Below are 21,429 nucleotides of genomic sequence, written 5' to 3'. Positions count from 1 at the left end.
GAATGCCTATGCTGTTTTTTGTTTTTCGGGTCGTGCTTTGATGATCGTGGCGTTGAGATCGGGCTGTTTTTCGGTCTGTGCGTCTTCCTTATCATTCGGTAGCTCAGCGATTGATTCATCCTGCAGGCGAGCCGCAAGATCGTTTACCTTGTCAAACAGCTCGCCGAATTCATCTCGACGGTCATGAGAAATTCGATAATTGAAATTGTTTTGTGCGAGATCGTTAAGGGCGTCTTTCAGCGCGCCAAGCGGATGCAGAAGTTGTCTGGATAGCACAATGGTCACCCCCATCGTCACAGCGAAAATAATGAGGCCCAGCAGGAAAAGAAGTTGTCCATTCCTGAGAGCGACGGAATTGGATTCAGTAGTGTCCAGCAGTAACTGTACAGATCCGAAATTTGCACCGGCGTAGACAATCGTCTGCTCGAATTGTGATCGCTGGTCAGAACCACTGGACTCGGCGCTGCTTATTTTCTTCGGCGCCTGATCATCCTCTAAAGCTAAAACCCGGCCCGTCTCCTCTGTTATACTAGACGCTCTGATCATGCCGTCCGCATCAATGACGCGCAGCTCCAGCACATTCGGGTCTGAAGCGGCCGACGAAATAAATTCCTGAAGCGGCAGCCAGTCTTGCTCGGCCGGGTCAAGGCTTGCGTTCTCTGCAACGCTAAGAGCGGCGTTTTTTGCAATGAACGTCGTGATGAACGAACCTGACGTAGCGTTCATCCGCTCCAGCATCTCCGTCTCGCGGCTGTGAATGGCGCTAAAGCTCAGCGTCACCAGCGTTGCAATGACAACCATATATTGGAGCAGCAACTGATTTTTACGACTGAGCGCCGGGCCTGAAGGTGTTTTTCCGGCCGTCAGGGCGCGTTCTTCGCGCCGGAGCGCCGCGGCGAGTTCAGCGCCAGTATCAAATCGCCGGTCTGGAGACTTATCCATCAGCCGCGCGATGATATGGGCAAGACCTTTCGGACAGTCGCCGATCCACTCGCTAAGAGGCGGCGGATTTTCCTGTGTGATTTTTACTGCGATTGTCGCGAGACCCTCGCCTTCAAAAGCGGGGCGGCCGGTGAGCATTTCATACATTAAAGATCCCAGGGAAAAGAAATCCGAACGATGGTCGATCGCCCGGCCCAAGGTTTGTTCAGGGCTCATATAGCGCGGTGTTCCCAGAACCTGTCCGGCGTAGGTTTTAAGCGCTTCGACTTCCGCCCGCAGTTTGTCTGCCTCGGACCGCCGTGCGATTCCAAAATCGAGCAGCTTTACTGTTCCGTCATCGCCTACCCAAATATTGGAGGGTTTGATGTCCCGGTGCACGACGCCGCGGGAATGTGCGTAATCCAGCGCTTCCGCCAGCCGCATTCCGTAAGATATGACTTCGCCGATGGGAAGAGGTCTGTTCTCCGCCAAAAGATCGCTCAAGGGAGCGCCCTTCAAAAGCTCCATAGCAATATAGGGAACGCCCTCAGCTTCTCCGACATCATAGATCGTAACAATGCCCGCGTGCGATAGCGCGCCGGCGGCTTTGGCTTCGCGTAAAAACCGTGAAACAATTTCCTTATCTGTGTGAAATTCCTTTCGCAGGAATTTGATGGCGATAGATCGGTCTATCTGTGGGTCGTGCGCGCGATAGACCGTAGCCATGGCGCCTTCGCCGATAGGGCGCTCTAGTATATACCGCCCCACCTTCGACACTACATACTCCCAACTACTGACGCTTGCGAACGACTCAGGAAATGCCGAGAAATATGCAATTATTGGATTAAGGAAGCGTTAGTTTGATCTTGCCTATCCCCTAGTTTTCACAGCAGTTAACAGCCGCTCTGCGCGGGAAAGATCGCTTGTGATCATGGGATCGTCCGGCGCCAGTTGGCGGGCGTGTCGTAAAGCCTTCACGGCGTTTTCTACGTCGCCTGCGTTCAACATTTTTAAAGCGTCGCGTCTTAAATCAGCCGCCGCTCGCAAGTCGCCCGCACTTATAGGCGCCGGCGAGGCGGCAGACGGAAGGTCATTTGAAGAATTTTCTCGTAACGCCGGCTGATATTGTAACGTTGTGTTGTCGCTTTTGCGAACCGGCACTTTTATGACGGCGCCGCCAGTCAGATGCATCGGTGAGGCAAGGTTGTTATACCTGCTCAGCGCGTAAAAAAGAAAACTGTCGCCGGCAAATCTTTCCGCCAATTCCGACATCGTATCGCCTGGCTGTACTTTATAAGTCTGAAAATCATCACCCAACAAAACCTGTGGATCGTCTTCAATTTGGCTCAGGAGATTTTGTGCTCTTGGCTGCCTTGGATTGGTTTCAAGAATTTCCGCAAGAATTTCTCTCGCTTCACGTTCTCTGCCTTCACCCAAATAAAGCATCGCCTGATCGAGCGGCGAGCCGCGCGTCGCCGCATTGTCCGTGCTATCCCTTTGCGAACTCAATGGAGTAGAATCAATTACGGAAGAGCAGCCAGCAACGGCAATAAGCAGGAGCGGCGCTAGAAGACTAATTTGTACGGCGTTGCCTGGCCGGCTAGAAGATGTGCTCATGCAGATTTCTTTTCCATTTCCCCGCATTCGGTCAGCGTTTTTTCCTGGCCGAGCCATTCGCCATCGCTGGCGAATTTTCGAAAGGCTTGGGCAGGCAGAGGTTTCGAAAAATAGTAGCCCTGAAATAAATAGCAGCCGGAATTTACTAGATATTTAACTTCCTCGGCGGTTTCCGCGCCTTCCGCCAGGACTTCAATACCAAGCCCGCGCGCAAGTGCGATCAGGCTGCTGCATATTGCCTGGCTATCCGAACGGGTATCAACATCAGTGACAAACTCACGATCGATTTTGAGTTTATTAAATCGCAATTGTTTCAGATAGCTAAGACTGGAATAGCCTGTGCCAAAATCATCAATCGCGATGTTAACGCCCATGGACGCCATCTGGTCAAAGAAAATTTTGGTGCGTTCAATATCGTGTGTAGCGGCGCTTTCCGTCAGTTCAAGCTCAAGCATATCCGGATTTGCTCCGCTTCGCCGGATCACGCTGGCGATGGCCTGAGAGAACATGGGATTGGCAATCTGTTTGTGAGAGATATTTACCGCGACTTTAATTTCCTCCAGTTTCATTGTTTTCCAGCGAGCCGCCTCTCGGCACGCCTCGTTCAGAACCCAGGCCCCGAGGTGATCCGCCAGGCCGATTTTTTCCATCACCGGAATGAACCGTCCGGGTGAAATCGGTCCGAGTTCGCGAGAATTCCATCTTAGTAAAGCTTCGGCGCCTGCAAGGCGCCGCCGTTGCATGTCTATGACCGGCTGGTAGTGCAGCTCAAGTTCGTTTTGCTCAATCGCGCGCCGCAGATGCTGCTCAATGGCGAAATTCTCAGCGAGTTGTGCTGCGGGGCGGGAGTCGCTGCATAAAAATTTTCCGTTTTTGTCTTCGAATAAAAGCGGCGTTAACCGGGCGCGCGCCAACAGCCCTTCCGGTGTCTTTGCGTCGCGCGGACAAAACGCTCCGGTGATCTCTATCTGGGGTGCAAGAACGCCATCAAAAGTTTCCAGATCGGCGCTTAATGCATATTTTATTCCCCGCAGTTCGCTTGCGATCCTTGCTTCCTCTCCGCTCAGCCAAATCATAAAAGAGTTTGGTGCGGTGATGGCCAGGGGACGATCTTTCGCGACAATAGACGTTAATCTGTCCGAAAAAGCCGTAAGAAAACGGTCTGCTGCTGGGGTATCAAAGGCCGCCACCCTCTCATATTCCGACCATCGGATAACGGCGAGCAGACCGCTGCGGCCGGAACCTTCAAGGTCATACGCCATTGCGGCGGCCAATCGCTCTTCGGAATGCGGAGCGAGCCGGCTGGGACGTGGCGCTTGCTCAACAGGGCTTTGTACGTCCGGGGAAATTTCATGAATGCTGCGATGAGAAAAGGCATAGAAGGCGGAGCATATGAATGAAACAAACGCAGCCGATCCAGCAACGCCTAGCGCCAGAACAAGTCGATGGCTGTAGTGTGAATCAAAAAGAAGAAAACTAACGCCAAACGCACCCAATGCTGCGCCGAGGGCTGGCCACACCCAAGCCGGCGCACTGATTGGCCGATATAGTTTTTTGGAGGAAATGACAGCCTCCTCAATACTCTACAACTCTGGCTGAATTGGTACGGAAGAAATATTAGCAGGACGCTAATTACATTTGCGAAAAAATATTTACTGTAATTTGGCAGTGTCAAAAAATAAAATTGTACTGAACAGAGTGCGTTTCTGGATCCTGTGATTAGATAACAAAGACCATCTGCTAGCGATTTCCAGTCAATTTAACATCATCCGCCGCGATGCGGATTATCAAGCAAATTTTTAAAGAAACCGACACGCCCGTTTCACAACACAGTTAATGCAAGCCGAGGCCTCCCGGGTTCATGAGGCCGGACGGGTCCATTATGTTTTTAATTTTAACGAGCGCACGCCATGCCGTATCCGACTGCATGGCCGAACGGTAATCATAATATTTACCGATCTGAAAATGATACGGATGAAGTATATCCACCCGCTCCACTAGGCGGCGCCTCAGGTCAAGAACAAAGTCGCGACTATCAGTGTTCTCAGGTCTGGATTCAAATTCAGCCCGCCGATCCGGCGAAAGCTGCGCCATACGCAGTATGTTCGGGCGATCATTCCAGTAAAGAATAGGCTCCATGCCAAACCCGCCTTTACTGGTCAGAAAAAGCCTGGTCCAGGTAACGTCATGCGCTTTCATTGCGGCGGCGTTTTCTGAAAAGAAAGCCTCGATTGTGTCGAGCAGACGTTCACTTTGTGACAAGGCGACGCCGCAATTCGTTGGTATCGTACACTCGCCATTGACGCCGATCATCAACCGCTCAATCGGCATGAAGGGCTGCGCCCGAAACGCGACGCCAAGAGAGGAGGGCAGTTTGACGCCGCCGTGCCGGCGCAGCACTTCACCTGCGTCGCGCGCCATTTTATCGGCCGTGCTTTGATCATATGCGTCAATCACGCCGAATGTGGAGAAGGGCCACTTTAAAAGGTAATCGAACCCGCCAGGTCTTGCGAGTGACAGGAGCGTTTTTACCCCTTGCAGTTTTGACGATGACATCGTCATAACATTGCGTGCGACTGTTTTTGTTTCTTCAGACGTCGGTTTGAGGCTTGCAAACAATTGATGGTGATAGTGGCTGAACGCCATATTACTCGCCATGACGTCAAGTTTTTCTACTGCACATAGGGCGCGGACAAGATCGCGGGATTGTCGAAAACCGTAGCATACAAACGCAACGCCTTTAGGTTTTGGGTGAAGGCGAAAAACGGCTTTTGTTTTGACGCCAAAGACGCCTGCATCGTGAGTGAACAGACCCGTGAGATCAGGGCCATAGCTCCGTAATATAGGGTGTGCGGGGTTTGTTGAGAGCGCGCCGGTAAGGATGACGCTGCCGTCAGCGAGTACGGCTTCGAGGCCCATCAAATCATCTGTGATGTCGCCGCGTCCGTGACCAATTGCATTATTCCCCAGCCCGCCGCCGATCGTCGCCGATATACCGGACATTGTACCCATACATCCAATTTGGAGATCTGTTGAAGCAAGCGCTTCATGTACTTTAGCCCAAGTGGCGCCGGCTTCGATTTCGATAAGGCGATCTTCCGAATGGACGGTTATGGTACTCATAAACGCCATGTCGATAATTGCCGTGTTTTCCTCACGCGGTACATAACCAAGCGTGTATGACATGCCGCCGCCGCGCACCGTTAGTGCGACGCCTGTTTCGGCTGCCGCGCTGACGATTTTAGAAATTTGGTGCGTATTTTGCGGACGGATAACAGCGATCGCCGTCTGCATCTCAACTTCGCTAAAGTCTGTGGAATATAAACGCCTGGTTTCACTATCTGTCAGGATATGTTCGTCCCTCAAAATACTTTTTATGCGAGCGAGGAACTTTTCAGGGTCGGCGGATAACGAACGGTTCGCTGGGGCGATTGTTTTAATCACTCAACGCTCCTTTATATTTCGCCATCAAAGAGCGGCGGTTTGCGCTTGTCCTGTCAATCATCAAATGACGGTAGGCCGATTATAAATAACTCTGTTTCAAACTCGGCCGCCAATTGAACTTGCTCTTTGCGTAAGACCCGAAAAGCTGATAGCGGACCGTACACCTCGCCATCCGCAGCGCCTTCGCCATGCATGACGGCGACTACCAGCGGACGTTCCGGCGCTGCAAGCGCATATTCAGCGCCCGGCTCCATCTTGATCATATGGATCTCGGCGCCGCGTTCATTGAAACGGCCTAACAGCTTTTGCGCCACGCCGGCATGTCCGCGCAGTTGGATATAATCGAAACTGTCAGGGTTCATTATAATTGGGGAGACGTAGCGGGGATTGCAGTATTTAACGTCTTTGCCGTTCACGTGTTCCCAGACAGCTTCATAGCCATCCTGTTTTTTCTTGCCCGCATGTTCATCATCCCACACGAATACACCGTCTTCGAAAGTGCCTTTCGCCTGCAGTTCTCTAGCACCGGCGCGAAGCTGGCGCTGGCTCATATATCCCTGGCCGCTGGGGCCGGCGAATTGAAGGAGAAGCGTTTCCGAACCGTCACTACCCTTTTGCTGATAGGATACGCCTTCGCAGAAATAAGCGATAGCGCCTTCCCTTTGGATTTCGCCCGGACCGTATTGCATTTCTCCTTTCAGAACATATCGGATCTGTTCAAAGTTATGACGGTGGCGTGGAGTTTTGTATTCGTCTTCGGTCGTAACAATGGTGAGTATGAAGTTGTCTTTTGTCCCTTCTTCACCGACAAGAAGGTGTTCAAATGCAATGCCTTCGTTACGGTGCGCGGATGCGCCTTCACGTTGTGCGTTGCTGCGATGAGCGATTGCCAAAATAACCTTCCTTCCTATCTACAACTGGCGTTGCGCCAGCAACTGCGCCTACGAGAATCTCGGCAAAAGAATGTATGCAAGCTGTGTTGGCGACGCGGCGCGGATAACGCGGCCTTCCTCTCCGTCCATGGCTGCGGCGGCGCCCGTAACATAAGCCTCGCGCGCAACCGCGCCTTCTCCTGAGAGGAAGTAATAGATCCCATGAGGCGCACAGACGTGCATGGCGTTTCTATCCAGTTTTAGGAAACCGAAGGCGATCGAACGTTCTGTGAAGGCGCCCATATGGCGGGCTTCAACGCCTTCTTCACTAGTCGGCGTCCAATCATAATGGTTTACGTCAGCTATAATCGGCGTTCGGTATCGGGGTTTGGGATAGGCAAGCGTCTTGCCGCGAATGCGCTCCCAAATTGCTTCATAGGCGTCTTTATTATGTTTGCCCCCATCTTCATCAATCCAGGTGTATACGCCGTTAGAAAAAGTTCCTTCTTCGCCGAGCGTATCAAAGCCTTCTTCGAGCTGGTCATAACTTAAAAAGCCTGCGCCGCTCGGTCCGCCGCCTTGAAACAGGAGTGTGACGGATCGGCCAATCGCTTGCTGTTCGTAGTAAACGCCTTCAGGAAAGTAGCTTGCCGTGCCTTGCTGCTGTATTTCGTCTTTGCTTCGGCCGTAACCGAACTCGCCTTCGATCATGTATCGAATTTGATCGAAGTTATGCCGGTGGCGCGGCGTTTTGTAATCGCCATTCATCAGCACCAGGCTAAGCTCATAGTTATCAGGCTGCCCGGGGCGGCCATTTAATAGCCTTTTGTTCATTGCAGAGCCGGGGCGATGCTGTGAAAATGGCCGCCATTCAACTGTTTGCGAGTCTACCAGTCGCATTTAATCCTCGAGTAAATTGTCAGACAATATCTTCTAAACGGAACGTATCAAGGTCGCATATGAGTGTCAATTCCGTTCACGAAGCTGCCAAATTTCTTCGCGAGGGCATTCGAGAAGGGAAATTTGCTCCCGGCCAACGTCTGATTGCACGGGATGTATCGGCCCTGGCGGGCGGCGGCGTGGGATCATACCGCGAGGCCCTTGTCCGGCTTGCGGGAGAGGGTCTTGTTACGCTGCACCCCAACAGGGGCGCATCGGTTCGTAAGCTTGACACAAAGGATGTGCGCGAAATTTATTTAATGCTGGACGCCCTTGAGCCGGTGGCGGCGCGTCTTTGCGCTCAACACGCACGCAGACACGAGATTGACACAGCCGGTCTGCAGACGTCTGCCAGCGCGCTTAATCAGGCGTGCAGATCGGGGCGGGTTTCAGCATTTCATGCGGCAAGGTACGCCCTTCTCGGTTTTTTACGCAAGGAAAGCAAAGCAGCTCGTCTTTATGAAGTAGCCGCCCCGCTAAGTCTGCAAATATCAAAACGGGAAAACGACAGTCAACTCTCAAAGACCGCTATCTCAATCTCAAACGAAGAGTTGCAAGACATTGTTTCTCACATACTTGATGGAAAGGCGGCGAAAGCTGAACGCATGATGCGGTCGCACATAAAGCGGATTGGCAAAGCGGTTTTAGCGAACATGCGTGCTGACGGCCGCACCATCTAATCGATATCTATACGGAAAAGTTTGGGGACAATTTCAACGCCCGGTAACGGCGCGTATAAACCACCGTCAGTCACGACATATAATACAGGGCCGTTAGCTGTTTCAACAAAGGCGGCGCTTGTCGGGCCTATTACGCCGTCTTCGTGATCAGCCACGATTTCTTCTACCCCCCGTTCCGTCACTTTCAGCAGCGAATTGAACGGATGGGTTGTTACATAGGCGTCGCCATTGGAATCGATAGCGAAATCGTCGCCAGGCGCGCCATGTGCAATTAGTTCGGTGTCTCCGGCGTCCCCATTTTTCCGAATGGGGATGCGTATAAAAGCGCCCGTGTCGGAAACCGTGACATACACGTAATTCTTATTTACTTTCAATCCATTAGGTCCAGGGAAATTACCAATGTAAGGCCGCCGCCGCACCAGATCGTCCGCCGCCCAAATTGTAAGTTCCGAGGCGTCGGGCCGCCATTGCCACACGGCCCCGCTTGAATCGGCGATATAAACGCGCCCCTGATCGTCAATGTCCAGCCCATTCGGAATCGCATCCTGGGGCATTGCTGCAACTACCCGCGCTGATCCGTCTTCATCGAGCCGCCACAGGCCATGATGTTCCGGCGTTCTTGAATGCACAGTTAGGTATATCACGCCACCCTTGCTTTTGGCGATGCACATTGTTCCCTGTTGGCTCTTCGGATCCGAAGCAAAGGGAAGATCCGCAAAAACCTCAACGTCATTATCGGGAGCAATTGAAAGGATTTTATTGTCAAACAGCATGGTCAATAAAAGCCCGCCTTTGCCGTCATCGATAAGGCCTTCCGGAAATTCTCCGGAGTTGAAGCGCATGACTTCATGCACGGTTGCTGACGCTGATGGAGCATTTGCCGGGAAAGGCGTTGTCAATTGTCTTAACAAGCCAATCTTGTCAATCAAACCGCGCCGGGATGTAATCTGACCATTATCGACCGTGAAAAAATCCATGGTTTCTATGTGAACCGGAACTGGCGGCGGATTGTACCCCATGAAGTCCCGCTGAACGACGCCGCTTATCTTTCTGCTAACGGCGATTACGCCGTCAGTCGTTTCCAATACAGTGGGTTCGACACGCGCATCCGGCATGGCGCTGGCAAGCTCATTTAGCTGCCGCAACAAGTCGCCATCGCCAAGGAAGTCCTTAGACTGATCGACATAACCCTCAGCGAAAAGCGCCGACAGCGCGTCGGCGTCATTGTTTGCAAGCGCTGCGCTGATCTGCCCGGCGATCCCATCGCTGGATTGGGCCTGCGCATTCACCAATACCCCCGCTGCGCACGCAGAGATGGTAATGAGACGGAAAAATTGTCTGACAATCATCAGGCGAGGCTAGCCCTATCCAGCACACGGCGTCAACTGAGATTATTGGAAGAAGCTGTCGTCGTAATTTTCAATTTGTTGCTGCGAACGGCCGATATGAGCGCGCATTAATAACTCGGCTTCATGGGCATCGCAGCGAAGCACGGCGTTGAGTATAGCGCAGTGATCAGCATGGGAGATGGCGAGATTCTCAAGATCGAAAACTTGTTTGAATTGTAGGCGCAAAATACGCGTGTTTAATCGCGCTGCAGTCTCCGAAATAAAAGGGTTTCCGCTTGCCTGAACGAAAAAGTCATGCAGGTCGCCGTTTAATTCAATATAGCGTTTTATTTCGCCGCTATCCTTTGCGGTTCGTAACTTGCCGCTTAGCGCTTGTAAAATCGCTTTTCCGTCATCGCTGAGTTTATGTGTCGTTAGGCGTACCGCTAAACCTTCTATGACTTGACGGACCTGATAGATGGACGTCACGTCCTCGCGCGTAAACCTTCGAACGCGGGCGCCGTAATGATGGCGCGTTTCAATGAGGCCTTGCGCAGTAAGCCGGCGAATCGCCTCTCTAATCGTGCTGCGCCCTACATTGATGGTCTCGGTGAGTTCAGCTTCAATCAGCCGCTGGCCGGGAGTGAACTCGCCATCATATATTTTATCGCGCAGCCAGGCTGCTGCGCGTTCTACAGAAGACGTCTGTTCGTTTAATTCCTCGGCCTTTGACAAGCATCCTCCGCAAACTGATCGCGTAACGCCTTTATACAGGAATTACCATGCAATTGAGGAATGGCGCAACAGCGTAGACAAGAGCCCCCGGTGATGCAATCAATCAAAACTGCCGATAAAAAACCGGGCCTCTGGCTCGGCTTTTTATTATTCATGCGAAAGAATGGAGTTAGAAACGCACTGTCATTTGAGCGCCGATTTCTCTCGGTTCGTTCGGAATAGCAATAACAAGACCCGTAGCGGCTGAAACATCGAAACCGTTTGCGACATAGGCTTCATCGGTGAGGTTTTTGCCGTAAACAGCGAGTCCGAACTTGCCGTTTTCGGAAGTCCAGCCGAGACGCGCGTTCAGAAGACCATGCGCGCGCTGCCGAAGCGAGGGCGTATTACGGACGTCGGCGAAATTTTCATCCACCCATGAATAATCGATCCGCGCGAGAAATTCGCCAAGTTGAGTAGGAAGAATGTATTCCGCTGAAACCGTTGTTGACCATTCCGGTGTCTTTGGAAGTTTTGTATCCAGTGTGATGCCGGTAATCGCCTGCTGCGTTTCCTTGTACTCCGCATTGAGATAGCCCACCGACCCGTAAAGCCGAAGTTGGTCAGTAACAATAACGGTTGCATCAACTTCAACGCCCCAGATTTCAGCACTGCCTACATTGTCGATAACCTGGACTGTCTGTGCGCCAACGATATCATTGGCTTGAAGCTGCATGTCGGAATAATCATAGAAAAAAGCCGCCGTATTCAAACGAAGTCTTCCATCGGCGAGGTCCGCCTTTGAACCAATTTCATAAGCCCAGACCTTTTCAGGATCAAAAGGACGTTGCGCAACTGCAGGATTGACCGGGCGTGCATTGAAGCCACCCGCTTTGTAGCCGCTTGAAACTGTGCCGTAGAAAAGCACTGAATCAGTCGGGCGATAGCTTAGCGTGAACCGCGGAGAAATGTCTGTCCAGTCGGTCTTTATGTTCGTCTCGGGGACCGTCATGAAGCCGGTGAAAATCGCTGTATGACTGTAAGTGTAGTCTTTTTTATCGTAGGTGAAGCGACCGCCGGCAACAAATGTCAGCGTGTCTGTGAGGTCAAGCTCAATCTCAGCAAATGCGGCATAAGAGCTCGCGTCGACGCGCGGATTTAGCGAACTGGCGATATCGAAACCGAAATTTACCGGATTCGCCGCACCGCCGGCGCAAATGTCCATCGGACCGATAGGCGGGCATGTGCTTGTCGGCGTTGCAGGTATGAAAGGCCCCGGAAGCATTTCCAGAGCCTGATAAAGGCCTGGCGCCAGACCCACAGTCCATAGGCTTTCGGCTTCCTCATGGAAGAAATAAAGACCCGCCGTATAGCGCAGGTTTTCAGAAAAGAGATTGCCGAAGATATTCAGTTCCTGACTCACCTGCCACTGCTCGTCTCTGTAATCGAGCTGTCCGAAATCGACAGGAGAGCTGTCATTATCACGCTGGTTGCGCGAAGCGAATTGTCTGTAAGAGGAAATGGATCGCACTTGGGTTTCGCCGAAGTCATGATCTATGTTCAGCGAAACGCCTCCGCCTTTGTAGTCGACGGCGTATGATCCTGTTCCGAAGCTCAACCGCAAATCCTGTGTTTCAAAAGCGTTGCTTAGCGGCGTCATGTTCGGAATACCGACCAGATTGTTCCACAAGAGCGCAAGATTTGCAGGTTGATTAAAAACTGGCACGCCTGTGTTCGCATCAGCGTCGATATTGGTATAATCCAGCGCTAAAAGAACTTCCGTGGCGTCAGAGGGCGCATATAAAAATGAGCCTCGCGCAACGATCGTACCTTCGTCTCCTATTTTCTTATCACCCGCAAATGGAAGGCGTACAAAACCTTCTTGATTACGTGAAGAAATCGAAAAGCGGCTTCGTAGGTTATCGCTGAAGGGAATATTGACGCTGCCGTCAAAATTAATTCGTTCGTCTTCGCCAACGGTCAGCGTGGCAAAGCCTCCGAATTCTTCTTCGGGGCGCTTGGTCGTGACGTTAATGGCGCCGCCCATGGTGTTCTTGCCGAACAGGGTGCCTTGCGGACCTTTGAGGACTTCAACCCTGTCGATGTCCGCAAGCTCCATCACGGCGCCCTGAACGCGTCCAAAAAAAACACCGTCGACATAAAGGCCAACGCCGGGGTCTGTTGTTGGCGCGTAATCGAGCTGTCCGACGCCGCGGATAAAGAAAGTCGCATTGGCGGCGCCGCCGACATCCGTTGTGCCCGCTTCAAACTTGGCGTTAGGAATAAAGTCGCCAAGATCGACTATGTCGAACATGTTGCGGCGCTCCAGTTCAGCGCCGCTGACGGCCGTGATGGCGACCGGCACATTTTGCAGGCTTTCTTCTTTCTTACGCGCCGTCACGACGATTTCGTCGAGACTGCTGGATTGAACGGCCGCCGCCGGGAACGACGTCGTGAATCCTGCGACCAAAGCGAGCGCAGTTGCTGTATTAGTGCGCATCATATCCAGATCCCTCCCAAAAAAACGCTTAATTTTGAGCTAGTTAGGCCTAGCCTCTCAATAATGTCAGACAATTTTTGTGTATTTTTGATGATTTGGCAAGTGACAAAATTCGTTTTGGTCCGAGAATATCATCTTATTGAGATGCGCCACGCATGCGGAGAAGCGCCGAATTCAAGTTTAAAAGCCTGTGAAAATGACGGTATCGAAGCATAGCCTGCATGTTCTGCAGCGTCTGCAATGCTCACATGTGGATGCTCTAATAGATTTGCGGCGCGCTGCATGCGTAACCGCTTGATGTAGGCTCCTGGAGAAACACCTGTTTCCAATTTAAACTTCTTCGAAAATACGGAGCGCGACAAGCCGACACGTTCTGCAAGCGACGTGCTCGTCCACTCACACGGCGATGAATTGTGAATAAGCAAAAGTGCTCTTGTAATCTTTCCGGATGTGGAGTTTTTTGGGAATCCCGAAAATGCAGCGTGTGCAGACAATAACGAATTTAAAATTTCGAAAAGTAAAATATTAAAGAGTTCATTTACGATGATTCCTGATTGAGTTCTCGGAGAAAGCCCTTCTTTTACAACCATTCCGGTAACATCTGCGATATGCCCTGTTTCAGGGATCTGTTCTTTCCTCAAAATAAGCGCTTCAGGTAGAAGACGTGAGATTGTCGTTTTCGCAGCATCTTCCCAGATAGAACCGCCCGCTATAAATTGTATCGGGGCCCCAGCGCCTCCATGATTAAATATAAAATTTCCAGGTTTACGCCGAAGTAATTCCATCAACGGCGCCAAGGGTGCAACGTCCGAACTGGAAGCAAGACGGTGCCGGTCTCCATGCGGTAGAAATAGTACGTCTCCGGAGTTTAGGGTTTCTGAAAGTCCGCCGCCCTCGAACCAGATGGGGCCACGAACGACGCTATAAATAATAGCGTAATCAATGTCAGGCGCCTCAACGCCGCACGGCGCCCCCGCGTTTACCACGCCGAAGGACGTTGCGCGAAACCGCGCCACGGGCAAAAGCCGTTCGAGCTCCATTTCGCATCCATACATTCGGATAATGAAATGATCAAATTGAATATGTTCGAGCGCCCGATATTCGTACCAAATTGTCTGACAGGAGGAAAAACCTATGTCTTTAACTTTAGAGAGGGCTCAATCAACGCTCAGCCGCGCTCTGTCCGCCGCGAACAGCCAGAATGTGCCGGTCGCTGCGGTCGTCGTGGACGCCGCGGGCCGTATGGTCACGTCGGCGCGTATGGACGGCGTTGGGTACATGAATATCAGCGTCGCTTTTCGGAAAGCCGGCACCTCGGCGAATTTCGGATATCCAACGCAGGCGATGGCGGATCTTGCGTCGAAAGAACCGCTAATCCTCGCCGCCTTTACAGGAGATTCTGAAGTCATGGCCCTCGCGGGCGGCGTGCCGATAAAAGATGGCGACCAAACGATCGGCGCGATCGGGGTCGCTGGCGGGCATTACGCGCAAGACCATGCGATCGCCGTCTTCGCCGTTGGCGATGAAAACAATAAGGGGGATGACGCGTGAACAGTCAGGAGCAGTTAAACAAAGATGCATTTACGCGCGGCAAGCCTATGCCAAAGCAGGGGGATGCTGGCGGATATGACCAGAATTGGTATCCCATCGCCTTATCCAACGAAGTGAAAGAAGGCGAGATTTTCGGAACAGAATTTCTAAACGGTCGCGTTATTGCCGTTCGGGATAGCGCCGGAAAAGCGCAGGTGTTGAGTGCCTACTGCCGTCATCTCGGCGCTGATCTGTCTGACGCGGACGTGGTTGGCGGAAAGATTATCTGCCCTTTTCACAAATGGGGATATGATGCATCGGGTCAGTGCGTTGACACGATGACCGGAGATAAGCCGCCGGAGCAGGCAAAGCTTTTCAAATTTCCTACGGAAGAAAGTTGGGGCGTTATCTGGGCCTTTAACGGTCTTGAACCTTTTTATGAGGTCCCAAGCCCGGCGATGAAAGAGGAGGACGCAGATTTTGAGGTCGAGTTCGATCACGAAACCAATGTCGATCATTTTATCCCCTATTCAAATTCGTCAGATATTCAACACCTGCGGGCTGTTCATAAGATAGAGTTGGAGGTTGATCCCAAGAATGTTGAAGGGTGGCCCGGACGGATGCGTTATACGCAAGAAATGACGATGCCCGGCATGCCGCCAATGACTCAGACCGTCAATATTTTCGGTACAAACTGCCTGGTGTTTGAAGGCGTCATGATGGGCCGTCATGTTTACAACATGTCCGCTGGAAAACCGTTGCCGGGAAACCGTACATTGCACACCATGATGTCGGCTACTGCAAAAAGCACCGGCGCGCCAGGCGAAGATGAAATGGTGAAAGCCATCATCCAGCAAGGGCTCGCCTTTGGCCGGCAGCTTTTTGAAGAAGACGATATGGTGATGCGCAGCATCCGCTTCCGCCAGGACCTGCTGACTGAAACAGATCGTATGCTGATGACATTCCTGCGATATGTTCGCGAGTTTCCGCGCACCGATATCGCGTGCGACATGATCTCCTGAGAAAGTTGGGACGGCGGCATTCTCGAATTTACGCCGCCGGCCTGATGTGTCTGGCTTATGTTGTCACATGAAAATTAACAACAGAAATAACATCCCCATAAGCGATTTGCGCGTTTCGGAGAACGCAGGACTTTCTCGCCGTGCGTTTCTTTCAGCCGGCGCAGGGCTTGCGGGCGCATACGCCGGCGCTGCGGCGGCTGAGCGCGCGAGACCGAATATTGTTTTTATCATGGCCGATGATCTCGGTTATGCGGATCTCTCCTGTTATGGCCGCCGAGAATATGAAACGCCTCATATCGACTCGCTCGCCCAAGACGGCGTTCGACATTTGCAAGCTTATGCAAACTCCGCTGTATGTTCCGCCACCCGTACGGCCTTGATAACCGGGCGCTATCAATACCGTCTGCCGGTGGGACTCGAAGAGCCGATAGCATTGCGGGATGTTGGGCTACCGCCTTCGCATCCTACGCTGCCCTCGATTTTGCGAAATCATGGATATCATACCGCGCTGGTCGGTAAGTGGCATCTTGGCGCTTTGCCGAATTACGGTCCATTGAAAAGCGGCTATGACCATTTCTGGGGCTATCGAAGCGGCGCCATCGATTATTTCACGCATATGGGCGTCATGGAACCGGACCTTTGGGACGGAGAAACACGTATTGAGGAAGACGGATATCTGACCGATCTTCTCGGACGGCGCGCTTCGGAAATGATTACGCACTTTGCAAAATCCGATCGCCCCTTTTTCTTGAGCGTGCACTTCAGCGCGCCCCATTGGCCATGGACCGGCCCGAATGATGAAGCTGAGTCGCGCAGGCTCGCAAAAACACGCAACCCGGCGGCGCTGCTGCATTGGGATGGCGGCGACCTCAAAACTTACGGCGAAATTGTCGCGCGAATGGATTTGCAAGTTGGTCGCGTGCTCGACGCACTGCGCGCCGCCGGCTTAGAAGAGCAGACGATTGTCGTTTTCACGAGCGATAATGGTGGTGAAAGATTTTCAGATACCTGGCCATTCTCCGGAAAAAAGACCCACCTGCTGGAAGGAGGCATCAGAGTGCCGTCCATCGTGAAATGGCCTCAAGTGCTGAAAGCGGGCGTCAACCATGATGACATTATTATTTCCATGGACTGGGCGCCGACGCTTGCGCGCGTTTGCGGTGCGCGAATGCATCCTGATTATCCCGCTGACGGCGTCGATATTTTCGCGCTTACAGGCAAACAGACCTTGCAGGAGCGGACACTGTTCTGGCGGTACAAAAATCTTGATCAGGAAGCGTGCCGGTCAGGTCCGTGGAAATATCTGAAAATTCTAGAAAACACATTTTTATTCAACGTTGTCGCCGACCCGCTTGAACGTGCAAACCTGAAAGCGCGCCGACCCGAAATATTCAATTGCCTAAAGCAAGAATATGACGCGTGGAACAAGTCAATGCTTCCAGTTGATTCGCTTTCTTACTCGCATGGTTTTGTGGGCAATGAAATGCCGGATCATTTCGGGCTTACCCGAAAACCGGAAGATTTGCCGAAGTTGCCGAAACCGGAATGAAGGGCGGTTTTTTCGTCAGCACAGGAGCGTTTAAATGACCAACCTTCAATCGATCGGCGATGGAGCGCCCTTGCTTATTCCGAAAGTGGACATCGATCCTTTTGAAGAACAGTTCCTTCTGAATCCGTACGCCTATCATGACGCGCTGCGCGATCCCGGTCCTGTCGTGTGGTTATCGCGATACAATATTTTCGCCATGGCGCGGTATGAAGAGGTGCGCTCGGCGCTTATTGACCATGAGACCTTCCTATCCGGTCGCGGCGTAGGTTTGTCGGATTTTGCAAAGGAAGAACCGTGGCGTCCGCCATCTCTACTCTTGGAGGTCGACCCACCGCTGCACGATAGAACGCGGTCGATCATGCAGTCCGTCGTTTCTCCGGCGTCTTTGAAAACCCTGGAGCCTGTTTGGACATCGAAAGCGGCGGCGCTCGTGGATCAACTTGTAAAACAGGGTGGATTCGATGCGGTCTCAGATTTGTCCGAGGCGTTTCCAATGCTGATTTTTCCGGACGCCGTGGGATTGATGGAGGAAGGCCGGGAAAATCTTTTAGTTTATGCTGCGACAGTCTTTAATGCATTTGGACCGCGAAACAGGCTTCTTACTGAAAGTATGAATACAGCGCGAGAAGCAAGCGCATGGGTCGCCAGCGCTTGTAAGCGAGAAAATTTGCGTGAAGACGGCTGGGGCGCTGCAGTGTATGAGGCGGCTGATAACGGGGCCTGCACACAAGAGGAAGCCCAACGACTTCTACGATCTCTTCTTTCCGCCGGCGTGGATACAACGGTAAACGGGATAGCCACAGTCATCTACGCACTAACGCAATTTCCCGAGCAATGGAAAAAACTGCGCGAAAATCCTCGACTTGTGCGCAAGGCGGGGGAGGAAAGTTTGCGGTGGGATTCAACAGTGCAGACATTCTTTCGCACCACTGCTAGGGAAGTCGCCATTGGAGACACGCTGATACCGAAACACACGAAAGTGTTGCTGTTTCTGGGGGCTGCAAACAGAGATCCGCGCAAGTGGGAAAATCCAGACAGATTCGATATCACCCGAAACACAAGCGGCCATGTAGGATTTGGGGCGGGTATTCATCAGTGCCTTGGCCAAATGATCGCAAGGCTCGAAACGCAGTTTATCCTGAGCGCTTTGGTGGAGAAATGTCAGGCGATTATCGTTGACGGTCCAGTCCTGAGACGCGCAAACAATACGCTGCATGCATTAAAATCCCTTCCTGTCAGGGTGACGCCATCCTCATGAAAACCCAGGTTGCAATCATTGGATCGGGGCCGGCCGGGTTGATGCTCGGCCATCTTTTGCGGCAAGCCGGGCTTGACGCCGTTATCGTCGAGCGACAAAGCGCGGCGCATGTTTTGTCGCGAATTCGCGCTGGTGTTTTAGAAACAGTAACGACGGAAATTCTAGAAGATCTGGACCTTGCGGAGCGAATGAATGCGGAAGGCATACCGCATCATGGCTTTAATCTCGCTGACGGCGAACGATTGATTCATATCGATATAAAAGCTCTTACCGGAAAACATGTATTGATCTATGGACAGACCGAACTCACTAAGGATTTGATTGACGCTGCACCCAAGCGCGGACTTGAAATTATCTGGGAGGCGGACGCCGCAGCCTTACATGACACGCAAAGCGACGCACCTTTTATCACTTACACGAAAGGCGGCGTGTCACATCAGGTCGACGCCCGGTTTATAGTCGGTTGCGACGGTTTTCATGGCGCTTCTCGCAAAGCAATGCCGCCATGTGTGGGAAGGCAATATGAAAAGATTTATCCGTTTGGCTGGCTCGGAATTCTTGCCGATGTACCGCCTTGTGATCAAGAACTGATCTACGCCAATCACGAAAGGGGCTTTTCACTTGCGTCTATGCGATCAGCGACGCGCAGCCGTTACTATATTCAGGTTCCATTGGGCGAAAAAGCGGAAGACTGGCCGACTGGTAAATTATGGGACGAAGTCTGCGCCCGGCTGCCGCCAGCGGCGGCAAAAAAAGTTACGCGCGGGCCGGCGCTTGAGAAATCGATTGCGCCTTTGCGTTCATTTGTTTTTGAACCCATGCAATCCGGTTCATTGTTTCTTGCGGGCGACGCCGCACACATCGTTCCACCTACAGGGGCGAAAGGATTGAACTTAGCGGCTTCGGATATCCGATATTTGTCGCGAGCGTTCATTGCATGGTTCAAGAAGAACGATCAAGACGCAGTTGCACGGTATTCTGAACAAGCATTGTCGCGCGTGTGGAAATCCGAAAGATTTTCCTGGCAGCTTACGATGTTGATGCATCGATTTTCGGAAGACAGCTCTTTTGATCGCCGGGTCCAAGCGGCTGAGCTTGATTATATTGCTTCGTCAGAAACGGCGCGGCGCGCAATCGCTGAAAACTATGTTGGGCTCCCTTTGTAGGTATTGGCTTTATTCTTGTTACATCAAAGTTTCTTGTTCAAAGGAAAAACGATCTTGGACTAACTTGCTCAACACGCGCCATCCAATTGAGAACGCGCGGATGTTTCAAACAAAGTGAAGTTTTTCGAATCCACTATAGGAGGAAAATATGCCGCGTGATTATTACTTATTGATCGATGGTGAATTGAAGCATGGCGTGTCTTCGTTCGCCGTAATAAACCCCGCAACCGAAAAACCCATTGCATCATGTCCGAAAGCGGATGAGACAATATTGAATGACGCCGTCGCTGCAGCAAAATGCGCATTTTCCGGGTGGTCGGCACGGTCTATTGAAGACCGGGCGTCACTGGTTGAGGCGCTTGCAAATCAGCTTGAAGAACGCGCAATTGAGTTCGCCAATCTGCTGACCAGCGAGCAAGGCAAACCTCACGACCAGGCGATGTACGAAATTATGGGGTCGGTATTTACCCTGCGCGCGTTTGCAAAAATGCGTCTCGAAGAAAAAGTTTTGCGCGAAGAGGGTGATAATCGAGTTATTGAGCATCGTACGCCGCTGGGCGTGATTGGTGCGATTATGCCTTGGAATTTCCCAGTTATTCTTTTGATGAACAAGCTGGGGCCGGCGCTCGTGACTGGCAATACCATAGTGGCGAAACCAGCGCCGACAACGCCGCTGACGACACTTTTATTCGGCGAAATTTGCAAAGACACTCTTCCACCCGGCGTCGTAAATATTATCTGCGACGAGAACGATCTCGGGGAAGCGATGACGATCCATCCCGATATAGCAAAAATTGCATTCACTGGATCAACGTCTACAGGCAGGCGTGTCATGGCGTCAGCCGCCAGCAATATAAAGCGGGTTTCATTAGAACTTGGCGGTAATGACGCCGCGATTGTCCTCGATGACATCGATCCGAAGCTTGCAGCTGAAAAAGTATATCATGGCGCAATGACCAATGCAGGCCAGATATGCGTCGCGATAAAGCGCGCCTATGTTCCTGAAGGTATTTATGATGAGTTCTGCGAGGCGATTGCTGAATTAGCAAAATCAGCAATAGTAGATGATGGTTCGAAACAAGGTACGACAATTGGGCCTGTGCAAAATCAAAAACAATATGAGCGTGTTCGCGAATTGCTGGAGGATGCGCGGCGCAGCGGGGTCATTATCGCCGGAGGGGAGGTCATGGATCGGGACGGCTACTTTATTACTCCTACGATCGTTCGTGACTTGGATGACGACGCCCGGCTGGTGCGTGAAGAACAGTTCGGGCCTGTCCTTCCAGTTTTAAAATACAATAATATCGAAGAAGTCGTCGATCGCGCCAACAATTCAGAATATGGTTTGGGCGGAAGCATTTGGGGACAGGATGTCAAGCGCGCCATCGACATTGCAAAAAGAATTGAGACGGGAACTGTTTGGGTTAATCAATTTTTGGCTATTGATCCAAATATTCCATTTCGTGGCTCCAAACAGTCCGGCCTCGGGGGTGAATTAGGCGAATCCGGCTTTCATGAGTATACGCAGCCCCACATCGTCAACGCCGTTTCGTTAATAGCGCCGATCACAACATAACATTATCGGGTGTTTCTTGCCACGGGCTCGTATTCACGGACATAGAGATAAGGTCACGTGTGCATGTCATTGCGCCATGGAGCGCCGCCGCGAGTGGCCTGACGTGAAGATTTTCGCTAAAGGCCTCGCACAGATACTCGCCGCAACCTCGACGGACCGCTATCTTGCTAAGTCATCGAAATCGGCGCGCGTCTGGAGCGTCTGAAAACCGATCCATGGAAAGAGTGTGGCGATATCAGACAGTCCATCACTCAGGCTCATCTAGATTCTGTTGCATAAAAATTTGTAGGAAAAAACTCGATCCTCTGGTGCA

17 protein-coding genes are annotated in these 21,429 nt (G+C 51.9%); 7 read left to right on the top strand and 10 right to left on the bottom strand.

All coding sequences use genetic code 11. The annotated features are described in order from the left end of the window. Positions 1-6: 6 nt before the first annotated feature. The 6 genes from ACQK2Q_RS11430 to ACQK2Q_RS11405 form a co-directional block, all read right to left on the bottom strand. Entirely contained in the window at positions 7-1,698 is a 1,692-nt protein-coding gene (locus ACQK2Q_RS11430) for a protein kinase domain-containing protein (RefSeq protein ID WP_425409872.1), read from the bottom strand. 93 nt (positions 1,699-1,791) lie between these two features. Beyond that, positions 1,792-2,430, bottom strand: a complete 639-nt coding sequence (locus ACQK2Q_RS11425; RefSeq protein ID WP_425409871.1) for a LysM peptidoglycan-binding domain-containing protein — start codon at positions 2,428-2,430, stop codon at positions 1,792-1,794. A gap of 104 nt (positions 2,431-2,534) precedes the next feature. Next, the gene (locus tag ACQK2Q_RS11420; protein ID WP_425409870.1) at positions 2,535-4,034 is read right to left on the bottom strand and encodes a putative bifunctional diguanylate cyclase/phosphodiesterase; all 1,500 of its coding nucleotides are present in this window, start codon (positions 4,032-4,034) and stop codon (positions 2,535-2,537) included. A 337-nt stretch (positions 4,035-4,371) separates the two neighbouring features. After that, positions 4,372-5,982 carry an FAD-binding oxidoreductase gene (locus ACQK2Q_RS11415; protein WP_425409869.1) on the bottom strand — a complete coding sequence of 537 codons (1,611 nt, stop codon included), beginning with the start codon at positions 5,980-5,982 and terminating at the stop codon, positions 4,372-4,374. A gap of 53 nt (positions 5,983-6,035) precedes the next feature. Continuing rightward, positions 6,036-6,875 (bottom strand): hypothetical protein, encoded by an 840-nt coding sequence (locus ACQK2Q_RS11410; RefSeq protein WP_425409868.1) that lies wholly within the window; start codon positions 6,873-6,875, stop codon positions 6,036-6,038. Positions 6,876-6,923: 48 nt separating this feature from the next. Beyond that, positions 6,924-7,688: a hypothetical protein gene (locus ACQK2Q_RS11405; RefSeq protein ID WP_425409867.1), complete on the bottom strand. Its 765-nt coding sequence runs from the start codon at positions 7,686-7,688 to the stop codon at positions 6,924-6,926. A gap of 26 nt (positions 7,689-7,714) precedes the next feature. Between ACQK2Q_RS11405 and ACQK2Q_RS11400 the strand changes: the two genes are divergently transcribed. Next, entirely contained in the window at positions 7,715-8,473 is a 759-nt protein-coding gene (locus ACQK2Q_RS11400) for a GntR family transcriptional regulator (protein WP_425409866.1), read from the top strand. Here the strand turns inward: ACQK2Q_RS11400 and ACQK2Q_RS11395 are convergent. The 4 genes from ACQK2Q_RS11395 to ACQK2Q_RS11380 form a co-directional block, all read right to left on the bottom strand. Further along, entirely contained in the window at positions 8,470-9,762 is a 1,293-nt protein-coding gene (locus ACQK2Q_RS11395) for an ester cyclase (RefSeq protein ID WP_425409865.1), read from the bottom strand. The genes ACQK2Q_RS11400 and ACQK2Q_RS11395 overlap by 4 nt on opposite strands. 102 nt (positions 9,763-9,864) lie before the next feature. Then, the gene (locus ACQK2Q_RS11390; RefSeq protein WP_425409864.1) at positions 9,865-10,536 is read right to left on the bottom strand and encodes a GntR family transcriptional regulator; all 672 of its coding nucleotides are present in this window, start codon (positions 10,534-10,536) and stop codon (positions 9,865-9,867) included. A 169-nt stretch (positions 10,537-10,705) separates the two neighbouring features. After that, positions 10,706-13,018, bottom strand: coding sequence for a TonB-dependent receptor (locus tag ACQK2Q_RS11385; protein WP_425409863.1), 2,313 nt, complete (start codon positions 13,016-13,018; stop codon positions 10,706-10,708). A gap of 128 nt (positions 13,019-13,146) precedes the next feature. Continuing rightward, positions 13,147-14,055: an AraC family transcriptional regulator gene (locus ACQK2Q_RS11380; protein WP_425409862.1), complete on the bottom strand. Its 909-nt coding sequence runs from the start codon at positions 14,053-14,055 to the stop codon at positions 13,147-13,149. Positions 14,056-14,149: 94 nt separating this feature from the next. Between ACQK2Q_RS11380 and ACQK2Q_RS11375 the strand changes: the two genes are divergently transcribed. The 6 genes from ACQK2Q_RS11375 (at position 14,150) to ACQK2Q_RS11350 (ending at position 21,116) form a co-directional block, all read left to right on the top strand. Further along, the gene (locus tag ACQK2Q_RS11375; protein WP_425409861.1) at positions 14,150-14,566 is read left to right on the top strand and encodes a GlcG/HbpS family heme-binding protein; all 417 of its coding nucleotides are present in this window, start codon (positions 14,150-14,152) and stop codon (positions 14,564-14,566) included. After that, positions 14,563-15,567 carry a Rieske 2Fe-2S domain-containing protein gene (locus ACQK2Q_RS11370; RefSeq protein WP_425409860.1) on the top strand — a complete coding sequence of 335 codons (1,005 nt, stop codon included), beginning with the start codon at positions 14,563-14,565 and terminating at the stop codon, positions 15,565-15,567. The genes ACQK2Q_RS11375 and ACQK2Q_RS11370 overlap by 4 nt, the downstream gene beginning before the upstream one ends. Before the next feature lie 67 nt (positions 15,568-15,634). Next, positions 15,635-17,116 carry a sulfatase family protein gene (locus ACQK2Q_RS11365; RefSeq protein WP_425409859.1) on the top strand — a complete coding sequence of 494 codons (1,482 nt, stop codon included), beginning with the start codon at positions 15,635-15,637 and terminating at the stop codon, positions 17,114-17,116. 34 nt (positions 17,117-17,150) lie between these two features. Next, positions 17,151-18,374, top strand: coding sequence for a cytochrome P450 (locus ACQK2Q_RS11360; RefSeq protein WP_425409858.1), 1,224 nt, complete (start codon positions 17,151-17,153; stop codon positions 18,372-18,374). Then, the gene (gene pobA / locus ACQK2Q_RS11355) at positions 18,371-19,540 is read left to right on the top strand and encodes a 4-hydroxybenzoate 3-monooxygenase (protein WP_425409857.1); all 1,170 of its coding nucleotides are present in this window, start codon (positions 18,371-18,373) and stop codon (positions 19,538-19,540) included. Before ACQK2Q_RS11360 ends, pobA begins: the two co-directional genes overlap by 4 nt. Positions 19,541-19,688: 148 nt before the next feature. After that, positions 19,689-21,116 carry an aldehyde dehydrogenase family protein gene (locus tag ACQK2Q_RS11350; protein ID WP_425409856.1) on the top strand — a complete coding sequence of 476 codons (1,428 nt, stop codon included), beginning with the start codon at positions 19,689-19,691 and terminating at the stop codon, positions 21,114-21,116. Positions 21,117-21,429 lie beyond the last annotated feature (313 nt).

It is taken from the genome of Hyphococcus sp., assembly GCF_965228385.1.
In the GTDB taxonomy this organism is placed as follows: domain Bacteria; phylum Pseudomonadota; class Alphaproteobacteria; order Caulobacterales; family Parvularculaceae; genus Hyphococcus.
Note: the sequence above shows the minus strand (reverse complement) of the source record. Positions and strands in the feature narration are given on the sequence as shown.